Annotated in this window: 12 protein-coding genes; 5 read left to right on the top strand and 7 right to left on the bottom strand. The window is 36.9% G+C overall.

Annotated features, from left to right (window positions below; genetic code table 11):
• Positions 1–32: 32 nt before the first annotated feature.
• From G9C87_RS01905 to G9C87_RS01890, 4 genes are all read left to right on the top strand, one after another.
• The gene (locus tag G9C87_RS01905; RefSeq protein WP_172277546.1) at positions 33–770 is read left to right on the top strand and encodes an SDR family oxidoreductase; all 738 of its coding nucleotides are present in this window, start codon (positions 33–35) and stop codon (positions 768–770) included.
• A 116-nt stretch (positions 771–886) separates the two neighbouring features.
• Positions 887–1,378: a hypothetical protein gene (locus tag G9C87_RS01900; protein WP_172277543.1), complete on the top strand. Its 492-nt coding sequence runs from the start codon at positions 887–889 to the stop codon at positions 1,376–1,378.
• A 163-nt stretch (positions 1,379–1,541) separates the two neighbouring features.
• Positions 1,542–1,910 carry a helix-turn-helix domain-containing protein gene (locus G9C87_RS01895; RefSeq protein WP_172277540.1) on the top strand — a complete coding sequence of 123 codons (369 nt, stop codon included), beginning with the start codon at positions 1,542–1,544 and terminating at the stop codon, positions 1,908–1,910.
• Between the two features lie 41 nt (positions 1,911–1,951).
• Entirely contained in the window at positions 1,952–2,383 is a 432-nt protein-coding gene (locus tag G9C87_RS01890; RefSeq protein WP_172277537.1) for a DUF1801 domain-containing protein, read from the top strand.
• 62 nt (positions 2,384–2,445) lie between these two features.
• On the opposite strand, the gene gldG is transcribed toward G9C87_RS01890, so the two are convergent.
• The 4 genes from gldG to kbl all read right to left on the bottom strand — a co-directional run bounded on the left by gldG (position 2,446) and on the right by kbl (position 6,795).
• Complete coding sequence (gene gldG, locus G9C87_RS01885) at positions 2,446–4,113, bottom strand: gliding motility-associated ABC transporter substrate-binding protein GldG (protein ID WP_172277534.1); 1,668 nt, start codon at positions 4,111–4,113, stop codon at positions 2,446–2,448.
• 4 nt (positions 4,114–4,117) lie between these two features.
• Positions 4,118–4,846, bottom strand: coding sequence for an ABC transporter permease (locus G9C87_RS01880; protein ID WP_172277531.1), 729 nt, complete (start codon positions 4,844–4,846; stop codon positions 4,118–4,120).
• 56 nt (positions 4,847–4,902) lie between these two features.
• Positions 4,903–5,457, bottom strand: coding sequence for a CopD family protein (locus tag G9C87_RS01875; protein ID WP_172277528.1), 555 nt, complete (start codon positions 5,455–5,457; stop codon positions 4,903–4,905).
• A 141-nt stretch (positions 5,458–5,598) separates the two neighbouring features.
• Positions 5,599–6,795, bottom strand: coding sequence for a glycine C-acetyltransferase (gene kbl / locus G9C87_RS01870; protein ID WP_172277525.1), 1,197 nt, complete (start codon positions 6,793–6,795; stop codon positions 5,599–5,601).
• Positions 6,796–6,955: 160 nt separating this feature from the next.
• Between kbl and G9C87_RS01865 the strand changes: the two genes are divergently transcribed.
• A complete protein-coding gene (locus tag G9C87_RS01865; RefSeq protein ID WP_172277522.1) occupies positions 6,956–7,825 on the top strand; it encodes a cupin-like domain-containing protein in 870 nt (289 codons plus the stop codon).
• Between the two features lie 168 nt (positions 7,826–7,993).
• On the opposite strand, the gene G9C87_RS01860 is transcribed toward G9C87_RS01865, so the two are convergent.
• The 3 genes from G9C87_RS01860 to dacB all read right to left on the bottom strand — a co-directional run bounded on the left by G9C87_RS01860 (position 7,994) and on the right by dacB (position 12,275).
• Positions 7,994–8,569 (bottom strand): dihydrofolate reductase family protein, encoded by a 576-nt coding sequence (locus tag G9C87_RS01860; protein WP_172277519.1) that lies wholly within the window; start codon positions 8,567–8,569, stop codon positions 7,994–7,996.
• 220 nt (positions 8,570–8,789) lie between these two features.
• Positions 8,790–10,718 carry a M1 family metallopeptidase gene (locus G9C87_RS01855; RefSeq protein ID WP_172277515.1) on the bottom strand — a complete coding sequence of 643 codons (1,929 nt, stop codon included), beginning with the start codon at positions 10,716–10,718 and terminating at the stop codon, positions 8,790–8,792.
• Between the two features lie 84 nt (positions 10,719–10,802).
• Complete coding sequence (gene dacB, locus G9C87_RS01850; RefSeq protein ID WP_172277513.1) at positions 10,803–12,275, bottom strand: D-alanyl-D-alanine carboxypeptidase/D-alanyl-D-alanine-endopeptidase; 1,473 nt, start codon at positions 12,273–12,275, stop codon at positions 10,803–10,805.
• Positions 12,276–12,432 lie beyond the last annotated feature (157 nt).

Below are 12,432 nucleotides of genomic sequence, written 5' to 3'. Positions count from 1 at the left end.
CTCACCTTTACATCACTAAATAAAACAAGAAAATGAAATCAGTATTAATCACAGGTGCCAACAGAAGTATTGGCCTGGAAACTGCAAAACAACTCTCATCAAAAGGACTATTGGTCTACCTTGGAAGCCGCAGTCTTGAAAAAGGAGAAGCTGTAGTAAAAGAACTTCAGGATAAAGGATATCAGAATATCAAAGCAATTGAAATAGATGTTACCAACCCCGATTCTATTTCGGAAGCGAGGAATACTATTGAAAGGGAACAGGGAAAACTGGATGTTCTCATCAATAACGCAGGAATTCTGGGTATCAATCCGCAAACTGCTTCAGAAACTTCTATTAAGGACATCCAGCAAGTCTTCGATACCAACTTCTTCGGAGTCATCAGCGTTACACAGGCTTTCTTAGATCTTCTTAAAAAGTCAGACAGCCCGAGAATCAGCAATATCACATCCGGGCTCGGTTCTCTGACTTTACATAGCGATCCCAGCTGGAAATATTATCATGTAAAGGGAGCCGCTTACGGGCCATCAAAATCAGCATTGAATGCATACACCATTGTTTTGGCGTATGAATTAAGGGAACTTCCCTTTAAGGTCAATGTAATAGATCCCGGTTATACAGCAACAGACTTCAATGCTCACAGCGGTCCAGGATCCGTAGAAAGCGCTGCTTCTTTTATCATTAAGCACACTCTGACTGATGAAAACGGACCAACAGGTCAGTATTTCAGTAATGATATTGAAGATGAAATTGGAATTAGTCCTTGGTAGGTTTGTACAATTTGATTTTTTGTACAATATAAAAAGTAAAAAATGTATCAATGATTTTAGAGAGACCTTAAGGTTTCTCTTTTTTGTTTTCCTATTTTTGTTACATACATACTAGCATGAATATTTTTAATAAAACAGAAATCAAATACATCGTCATCCAGATTATTGCTTTTAACTTTATTCTTATTCCGCCAAGGTTATTTTCCTATTTAACGGATATACACCTTTCGCAGTTGTTTTTAAATTCGGCTAAAAACTCTGGTAGTTTAGTTGAACTGTTTGAGAAAAACAATATTGATTCCATACAATTCAATGACCTTATCAGTACGATCAGAAATTACCAGACTGTAGGGTTTATTATTGGCTGCCTGATCTGTATATGGATCACCTCAAAACGAAAATTAAGCTGGATCAATTCTTTAATTGTTATTGTGATCAGCTTTTTACTTATATTTTTAAAACAGGCATCATTTCCCTTTAAACCTTTGTATCTGGAACATTGGTTTAATCAATTTGAAATCTATGTCTATTTCAGTGGTTGCTTATTTTTGGTAATAAGTCTATCTTTATTTTATTTAAGTTATAAGATGAGACTTAGCAAAACTTAGAATTATAATATAAATTTCACTCTTCAAGGATTCTCAATTTTCTATATGCTAAGAAAACATTTATCTTATTTTAAATCTTTTCTCTTGTATCTATATTAAAAGAAAACTTAAAAGTTCCATCTCATTTTTTTATATTTGTACAAAACACAGGTACAACATCATTATGGAAAAACTACGAAATTTAAGAAAACAAAGAGGATTCTCACAGGAGAAACTGGCAGGCATTATCGCAACAGATCCTTCCAACTACTCCCGTAAGGAAAGAGGAGAAATAAGAATATATGATGACGAATGGGAAAAGCTTGCAGCCGCTTTGGATGTTCCTGTAGAAGAAATAAAAGAGGAAAGACCTACAGGTATAGTACATAATGATAATTCAACTTTCAGCGATAACTCAAATTCCGGTAATTTTTACAATCAGCAGTTCAATATCCCGGATTCGGTTATAGAAAACTTACAGGATTATATTAAGGTTTTAAAAGAACAGATTGAAGCCTTAAAGGAGGAAAACCAAAAATTAAAATCTAAGTAAGATATTTCTCGTTGATCATTTCTAAAGTTAGTATATTACCTATGACTATAGAAGAACAAATCAACCATTACATTTCCACTCAATCAGACACGAAACGCCGAGATATGGAAACCCTGCATCAGTACATTCTGCAAGTGATGCCAGAATGTAAATTATGGTTTCTGGATGGTAAAAATGAAGAAGGAAAAACGGTTTCCAATCCCAATATCGGATATGGTTTCCGGGTTATGAAATATGCTGATGGAAGTACCCGGGATTTTTACCAGATTGGCCTCAGCGCTAATACAACAGGTATTTCAATTTACATTCTTGGTATTGATGATAAAAACTATTTACCCCAAACCTATGGTGAAAAAATAGGAAAAGCCAGTGTGACCGGTTATTGTATTAAGTTCAAAGCATTGAAGGATATTAATGTTGAAGTGCTTGGAGAAGCGATACGAGACGGTATTAGTAAGAGCCTGACACAGTAAAGTATATTCTGATCAATAAAAAAGAGAAACCGTAAAGTTTCTCTTTTTCAATTCATTATCGTTTAATTGAATTTTCTTTTTCTCAACCAGAAGAACAATCCTCCGAGTAACCCAATAATGACTAGCGGAAGCAGCAAATTAAACCATTGCCAGTTGGTCTTTTCTTCTGTAATTCTCTGTCTGTCCAATAGCCTTTCTTCGATATTCCTGTTTCTTAATTCCATCAGGTTGCTGTCATCTAAAAGGTAATCCAAAGCGTTTCGCAGGAACTGTTCATTTCCAAATTGTTCATTGGTTAATAAATCTACTCCTAACGGCAAAGGTTCTCCCTTGATCACTTTATTTCTTCCTACATCACCATCTGCAATCACAATCATTTTATTTTCCGGGCTCTGACCTTTAAAACCAGGATAGGATTTTCTTTCAATTCTCGAAGCATAAGCAGAAGTAAATTTCCCTTCCAATGCTACAGCAAAGATTTTCGGAGTACTTGGCTTTTCCATTTGCCCAAGACTATCTACGCTTGAAATTTCTTTAAGATCCACATAATTCGGAACCTGTTTCAATAAAGTCCTTTCACTCGATTCAAAAAGAACTTTGGTTTTAATATTCTTTCTGCCTAAAGTATCAATTGATGTGGGAAATTCAAATTTTACCGGATTGATATTCTTGGTGATCGGGTCGTTCTTTTCAGCAATACCCAAAGGAAAATAGGGCCATGGAAGACTTGTATACTGCGGATTGCCACTCACCTCTCCCGTTACCAGCCTTAACAAAGCGAATTTCTTTACATCTTTAACCAAAGCAGGATTGATCCTGATTCCATAGTTGAAGAAGAAATCAGTCATGTTGATATCCACCGGGAATGGCATTACCTTTTTAGATCGGGTTAAGGTATCCATTTCAGCATTTACGGCATCAATCATCCATAATGTTTTTCCTCCGTTCATAATATACTGGTCCAGGATCACTTTTTCACCATCTGTAAATGCTTTTCTCGGCTTTGCAATGACCAGAGCGCTCATTTGTTTCAGCAACGGAACATCCGCAGCCGTTAGCTCAACCTGGTTTTTAGGAATCACAGGACCGGCATCGTAGTTTTCTAATGCCAAATGCATAAAACCCTGGAATTCTCCCGGACTTAATTCATCCTGGTTAACCAAAACTCCTATTTTCTTTCTCTTATCTGTGGCAATATTCTTGATGTTCGATACAAGATTATATTCTAAATTTTCAATGGATTTCGTCAGCTGTTCATCGGCATTGATATTGGCCTGCTGTACCACCAGCGGGATAGAAACGCCGCCCTTATTGTACTTAAGAACCGCATACGGGAATAATACGATCTGGGAAACTTTACCGTCTTTTACATCAGGAAGAACGGAAGGCTGCATTCCCATCGCCATCAAAGTATCCTGGGACATTTTGGTTTTGATGGGATCAATAAATTTAAAATCAATTTTCGGATTGATCTTTCTGAATTCCTCCAGCATAAACTTCGTTTCACTTTGCAACTGTTTGAAGCTGGCCGGGAAATCTCCTTCCAGATATACCTCCACAGTCAGAGGCTTTTTAACCGATTCCAATACTTTGATGGTATTATCGGAAAGGGTATATCTTTTTTCTTTCGTTAAATCCAATCTGATCCCAGAAACAGCAAGAATAATCACTAAAGGCAGGATCACAAACAATAAAATTCCTAATGGAGATTTAAAAGGTATCTTCTTCATAATTCTACTTCTTTTTATTGATAAAATGATTGGACAATACTAATGAAACACCGATGATCAGAACAAAATAGGCTACATCTTTGAAATCGATCAACCCTCTTGTAAATCCAAGGAAATGCTGATAAAAACCTATATTCTGTAAGATAAAATCTGCTCCACCCAACAATTTATAGCTTGCTAACTGCTCGATTCCGAAATACATGATAAAACACATGAAAACACCTAACAGATAAGCCATGATCTGATTCTGAGACAACGATGACGCTAAAATCCCTACACCCGAAAAAGCAGCGATAAGCATGATCAATCCGATATAACTCCCAAAGGTCATTCCCAGGTCAATATTCCCCGCAGGAACTCCCAAAACATAAACGGTATACAGATAGATCAACGAAGGAATGAGGCATAAGATGCCGACCACCCAAACGGAAAGAAACTTTCCTAATACTAGGTCCGATATTTTTAAAGGCTGGGAAAACAACCAGTACAAAGTTCCCGTTTGCTGCTCTTCTGCAAAAGTTTTCATGGAAAGTGCCGGAATAATGAACATCAGTAGCCATGGGACCAAAACAAAATAGCTTTGTAATGAGGCCATTCCGATCTCAAAGATATTAGAGTCGTTGTCGAAAAAAAACAAAAAAAGAGTCGCTATCAGACTGAAAGCTGCGATAATGATCCACGCACTCCAGTTCCCGAAGTAACTCCAAAGTTCTTTTTTTAAAATTGCAATCATAGTTTTTTAGTAAAATGTAAAAGGGATTGTATTGATGTACACACGATACCCTTTTTCTATTGTTTCTTTTTTTTGTTTTTATTGACCAGTTTCACGGTCATCATGATTAAAAATACAAGAACGAAAAATCCGGCAATTAATTGCCACCAGTACTCAATTACTGAAGATTTCAGAATAACGGTAAAAACGACGAGGAATAAAATGAATGTGGCAATCTCATTCGCCTGTCTCAGTTTTATGTTAGCTGTCTGTAATGTATTTCCGTGAAGTGCTTTTAATTGAAGAACTTTTTTCCAGCACCAGTAATGGTAGATCGCCAAACCGACAAGGAATGTTAGTTTTAAATGAAACCAAGGCATTTTCATCAATCCTGTATTGAGAAAGATCATCACCAGTCCGCAAACCGCCATGATCACTCCTGCAGGAACTGTAATGATATTCCAAAGCCTTCTTGCCATGAAGGTATACTGTTCTCTTAGGATACTTTTCTTTTCTTCAGAGAATTCATCGGTATCTTTATAGTAAACAAATATCCTCACAAGGTAAAAAATCCCTGCAAAATAACTGACCATAAAAATAATATGCAGCGCTTTGATTATTGTGTAAAGCATTTTAAAAACTTTCTATTTTTTATAAAACAATACGATACCATACTCCCGTCTCTCACTTCAACCTTTGAAATAACTTTGGGATCATCAGCCACAAAAACAGCCGAACAATCCCAAGTTTTCAATTCTTATTTTTTAATATTTTTAAGAGATCACACTAAGCTCTTTCCCCACTTTTTCAAAAGCAGCAATAGCTTTATCCAGATGTTCTCTGGTGTGGGCAGCAGAAAGCTGAACCCTGATTCTTGCCTTTCCTTTAGGAACTACAGGATAGAAGAAACCAATTACGTAAATTCCCTCGTCCATAAGTTTCTCTGCCATTTTCTGAGCCAATGGCGCATCATAAAGCATTACCGGAACGATCGCAGCATCTCCGTCAGGAATATCGAAACCTTTAGCTTTCATTTCTCTTCTGAAGTATTCTGCATTTTCCATCACCTGATCACGAAGTGACGTGTCAGCAGAGATCATATCCAACACCTTCAATGCTGCACCCACAATACCCGGAGCTAATGAATTGGAAAACAGATAAGGGCGGGAACGTTGTCTCAGCATATCGATAATCTCTTTTTTACCCGAAGTGAATCCTCCTAAAGCTCCACCCAGTGCCTTTCCTAAGGTAGAGGTGATAATATCTACCCGACCCATTACTTCATTCGCTTCATGTGTTCCACGACCTGTTTTTCCAATAAAACCAGTGGCGTGAGAGTCATCTACCATTACCAAGGCACCATATTTATCCGCAAGATCACATACCCCCTTCAGGTTAGCTACAATACCATCCATAGAGAAAACCCCATCGGTAACAATGATCGTAAAGCGGTGATTTTTTTCAGAAGCCGCTTTCAGCTGAGCTTCCAGATCCTCCATATTATTGTTTTTATAACGGTATCTTGCCGCTTTACAAAGACGAACCCCGTCAATAATCGATGCGTGGTTCAGTTCATCTGAAATAATGGCGTCCTCCTCGGTGAAAAGCGGTTCAAAAACACCACCGTTAGCATCAAAACATGCTGCATACAAGATCGTATCTTCCAATCCTAAAAACTGAGCGATCTTCTCTTCCAGCTGCTTATGAATATCCTGGGTTCCACAGATAAAACGAACGGATGACATTCCATATCCGTGAGAAGCGATCATATCCTGGGATGCTTTCATCACTTCAGGATTATTGGAAAGTCCCAGATAATTATTAGCACAGAAGTTCAGCAACTTTTTACCGTTAGCTTCTATTTCCGCACTCTGTTGGGAAGTAATGATTCTTTCTCTCTTATAAAGCCCGTCGTTTTCAATATTTTTAAGCTCGTTCTGTAAATTTTGAAGATATTTTTCAGAGATCATTTTTAGTAATTTTTTAGATGCGCTAATTTAGTAAAAAGGCGGTAAACTATCCTCTTTTATGATTCTTATTCTAAAAAATTGAGCAGAAACATTCATTTTAACAATTAGTCTACTAATTTAGTAGGATAATAATTTTATATTTGTCCTTTAAATTCTAAAAATGAAGTTATCATCTGTACAAAAAGTTAGGAATATACCATCAATAAATTTTCTGAATCTCTACATGAAACCTCGCCTTCCGGTTATAATCGAAGATTTTGCAGATCCAGAAAGCCCGGCTTTTAAAAAGTGGAGCTATGATTATTTTAAAGAAATAGCAGGTAATCATAAGGTCAATATTTATGGCAGTGACCTTGAATCTTTGGATAGGGTTGCGAGTAAACCTATCGCTCAGAGCCATTTTTCTGAATATCTGGACCTGATCAGCACAAAACCAACAGAACACAGGCTTTTTCTTTTTAACCTGCTCACTATAAAACCTGAAATGAAAAGCGACATCCACTATAATGATGTTACCAATGGAAAAATTCTAAAGTGGCTTCCCTTTATGTTTTTTGGTGGTAAAGGCTCCATTACCAGAAGCCACGTTGATATTGATATGTCCCATGTTTTCATCACCCAGTTTCAAGGCATTAAAAAGATATGGCTATTTCCCTGGGAACAATCCAGTCTGATGTACAAATTACCTTATAATTTTCACAGTTTAGCTAATATTAAGGAACCCGATTATCAAGAATTTCCTGCTTTAAAGTATCTAAAAGGTTACGAAGCCGTTATCCATCCCGGAGAAACACTTTACATCCCTTCCGGATGGTGGCACTATATCCAATATGAAACAGAAGGATATTCCGTCTCTGTCAGAGCTCTTCCTTCCAGCTGGCTCGAAAAATGGAGAGGATTTAAAAATCTGGTCATGATCAGGCATTTTGATAATGCTATGCGAAATTTATTTAAAGAAAAATGGTTCGAATTTAAAGTAAGGAAAGCCCACAGGAAAGCAAAAAGAGCAGTTGCAAGGATTCTGAAATAACAAAAAAAGACTGTCTCAAAATATCATTTTGAGCGAATATATGATGAAGGATATAAAATATTTGTTCTTATGATATTTTCCGTCAAGCTTAAGTTGAGAAAAGATAATTATCTGAATTTTGAGACAGTTTCATTATTTCCATACCCAACTTCTCTATTTTTCAATAAATTATTGATTTTCCCTAACCGGAAGATATTTATTAAATATTTTTCCACTTTTAAGGGCAAGAGAACTTTCCAGTTGTAAAACTTTCCGGCCATTAAAAATAGGAAGACCTTTTCCGATCGCCACCGGATTCACAACAATATAATATTCATCAACAAGATCCTGATCGATCAGCGAGCTTACAAAATCAGCACCACCATACACAAGAATATCTTTTCCCTCCTCCTTTTTAAGAGCTTCTACTGACGTTATAAGATCATTATTATCTACTTCCAGATTTCTGCCGGCTATATTGTTTTCTGTCCGGCTAAAAGCAATTTTACGCATATCAACGATCAGTTTTGCTAAATGGTTGGTAGGATGATCGGGCATATTATCTGCCACATTTTCCCAGTGATCAATGAATGGTCGGGTCATCTTCCTTCCCAGTAAAAGTGTGTCACTGCTCTCAGCAAGATCAACGATTTTCTGAAAACCCACCTCATCCGGCGGGCTTAGCCATACCCAATCCTGTTCGCCCTCCGGACCGGCTACAAAACCATCGATAGTCATCTGCATCTGTAATTTTAATTTTCTCATAGTAATTGTTTTTGGTGATTGTGTTAGTGTAAGTTGTTATTCAATGTATTACAAATTTAGTGTTTTTCTGAAGTAAGATAGTCATTTGTACAAAGTTAGCTTTGAATTGCGACAAAACTCGTCGCTTAAAAAAGTTTATAATCTGATTCCACATAAAAAAAAACGGTTTATTCCAAGTATTTTAGAATAAACCGCTTTCTTGATAATGATGTTATAAAAATTATTCTTTCACAAACTTCACGCTTCTATCATCGATTTTAAAGACATATACTCCGGGAATAAGCTCAGCAATATGGATAGACTTTCCGGGTTGATATTTTCCGGATCTTACCAACTTACCGTCTATGGAATAGATGACAAATTCTGCTGATTTTTCCATTCCTTTCAGATAAAGTTCATTTTTAGCCGGATTTGGATATAGTGCAAACTGATCTTTCTCAATATTTTCAACGCTCAGGCTGTTATCTTTTGCTACAGTAGAATTTCTTTCCAAAATCTGGTATTCATAATTGAACTGAACATTGGCAATCGGGAACGGTACCGGTTCTACAAAATATTGATTATTTGAGGTATTGTTTAAAGTAAGATAAGCGACCTGTCCTGCTGTTCCGTTTACCTTTATCGGAAGAGGCATTTCATAAAAGCTTACGGAAGAATTACTTTGAGTCTGGCTAACTTTAATCGTAATGGTTTGATTAGAAGATTCCCTCCATCTGATATCATAGGTAGGATACCCTTCACCATACACCCAATCACTGAAAAATCCCGAAAAATCCTTACCGGTAGATTGTAGTAAAGAAGCCGTAAGATCTGCTGTTTTAGCGTAGCTGTACGCTAAGTTGGGTCTGGAATGATATTCCTGAATTGCCTGATAAAAAGCAGCGTCTCCTAAGATCCATTTAAGCATTCTCAGAATATAGCCTCCTTTCGCGTAAGATAATCTGCCACTGAAAATAGCCCCCTGATTCCCTAGGTTCGCATCAGCAACATAAGTACTTCCTCCTGGAGAACTGGTAATATAATCTTTCTGACCTGATAAGTAATTCATAAATTCAGGTTGGGTCATCAGTAACTTTTCATTGGCAAGGTGCTCCCCGAATGTGGCAAATCCTTCATTCAGCCAGATATCATTCCACGAACCACAGGTTACTTTATCCCCAAACCATTGGTGAGCCAGCTCATGAGCTATTACACTTTTTCCCCAGGAACTCATTGAAGACATCGTCTGATGCTCCATACACACACCTCCGTACTGAAACTCCATATGTCCATACTTCTCATTACGGAAAGGATAAAGTCCGAAATAAGTTTCAAAAGTGTTCATGATCTGTTTGGTCCATTCTATATTGGACATTACTGCCGTATTATTTACAGTTGTAGGATATACATAATTTACAAAAGGGAAAGGTGGATTTCCCATAGTATCATTAAGCTTAACAAAATTAGTGATAGCAAGGGCTACTAAATATGCACTGGTTGGGTACATTGTTCTCCAGAATGTCAGCTTTTTATTATTCGGAAGTGCCGTCTCAGACATCAGCTTTCCATTGGCAGCTACGTTATACTGATTTGGTGTTGTAATTTTAAAATCAAAACGGTCAATTTTATCATTTAAACTTTGTTTTGTCGGAAACCAATCCTGTGCGCCATAAGGTTCACTAAGGGTTGAGAGAATAAGCTCCCCGTTTTGGGAACCGGTGGAAAAAGCATTATTTGCCGTATCCGGTGGGCCAGCATACTGTATTGTTAATGAATCAAGCACATTCGCAGGAAGGGAGGAAGGGAAGTCGATTTTTACTTCTTTCGTGGATAATTGTTGAAAGTTCAAATTATTTCCATGGTATTTCACCTGGGAAACAGTTAAGGTATTGGCCAAATCAAAATAGATACTGCTCATACTCTGATTAGGCTTAAAATGTGATGTTACCGAACCGGAGATATTGTAAACTGCAGGATCCAGCTTAACATCCATCCTTTGATATTGCAGATCATAGTTTAATGTATGGGGATTGATGTTGGGTGCCGTCATCTTTTGGGCAAAAGCTTTCATCTCTTTTGCTATTAATCCCTTCATTTCAACATTTTGATTCTGACTATGCAATGATCCAAATGAAATAATGCATAAAACTACAAGATAAAGTTTTTTCATTTTTATTTTTATAATAATGACCAAAGATAAAAAAAACCTTCTAATCATTGATTAAAAGGTTCTTATGATATTAAATAAATATTTTTAAAGGTCTAATGCCGGTTCCAGCAGCCTTTCCATTCTTTTCTTCACCATATCTACGGATCCTGCATAGTTGTTAACCATCAGTGAGAACACAAGGGTCTTCCCGGAATTGGTTTTCATATACCCTGCCAGAGTTTTTACTTTATTTAAAGTTCCTGTCTTAGCAAATATCTGTCCGTTTCCTGTTCCGATAAACATTCTCTTTAATGTTCCCGATTGTCCTCCTACAGGAAGTGAAGTCAGGTAAGCTTTATAATACTTTTCATCCATTAATGAAGTTAAAAACTTCGCCTGTGAAATAGGAGTGACGGTATTGCTTCTTGAAAGCCCACTTCCGTCCATATAGTTTAAACCATTAACATCAAAGGCATTTTCTTTCAAATGGGTTGTTACAACAATTCTTCCCGATTCTGAAGTCTGATCTCCCAGTTTCTGGAATCCTACTGTTTTTAATAGTGCTTCTGCTAAAGAATTATCACTATGCTGGTTGGTGTAATAAATAATATCACTCAAAGTTGGAGATTTGTATGCTGAAATCAGCTTTCTGCTCTCCGGCATAGGATCTGTCATTTTCGGAGTAACTTTTCCACTAACTGCAATTCCACTTTTCACCATGGTCGCCCTTAAAGTATTGGCAAGATATGCCGGGGCATCAGGTAGCTTAGTGGTAAGAACACCATCTCCTTCATATTTATCCGCATATACCATCTGATTGGCATAAGGAGATACATAAAAATACTTTTTCTCAGTAGAGAAATTACCTGATTTCTTTACAATCAGTTTTTCATTAGCCGGATTAATCTCACGGGTGGTTCCAACCGGTAAATAATAGTTGTTATTTTCCAACCAAACAACATTTTCCGGAAGTCTTGAAATATTACCTTTGAAAAGTGCTGTCTGGATGATAATATCACCATTTACCCTTTTGATTCCTTCGTGAGAGATTCCACTAAGAAAGTCTGAAACAATCTCTCTATAGGATAACGCTCCGCCTTTGTTTGTTCCAAGCGATGGATCCCCGCTTCCTACGACATAAAGATTACCATTTAAAACCCCGTTTTCATCTATACTTCCTGAGTATTCCAGCTGAGTCATCCAACGATAGTTCTCTCCCAACAGATTCAAAGCTGTTTCTGTGGTCAAAAGTTTTGTTGTAGAAGCAGGAACCAAAGGAGTGTTTTCATTGTATGAAGAAATTACTTTCTTCGTTTTCGGGTCGTACACTACAAATCCCCACGATGCATTTTTCAGCACAGGATCGGAAACCAGAGTGTTTACATTAATATCTACGAGTTCTTTAGCCGACAGAATTGTTTTCTCCACAACAGAAGTTATAGGAGAAGGTAAGTTTAAATTCGTTTTCTGATTGTCATAAGCCTGAGAGTAAAGAACGGTAGAAACGGTAGATTGAGCAAGGAAAAACCCAGAAGCCAGTACCGCTACGCTTGAAATATATTTTCTGAAATTTACCATCTATCTTAGTTTTGTTTCTATGTCTGGAAACCATAAAAAACGATTCATAATAATCATCCAATAAAGGCACCAAACAATTAATCAACGACCAAAAGTAGAAAATATTGTTAGAAATCAGACCATTATAGTCTGATAAAAGGCTATAAAATTTGTTAAA

The organism is Chryseobacterium sp. LAM-KRS1, from assembly GCF_013184525.1.
Lineage (GTDB): Bacteria > Bacteroidota > Bacteroidia > Flavobacteriales > Weeksellaceae > Chryseobacterium > Chryseobacterium proteolyticum.
Note: the sequence above shows the minus strand (reverse complement) of the source record. Positions and strands in the feature narration are given on the sequence as shown.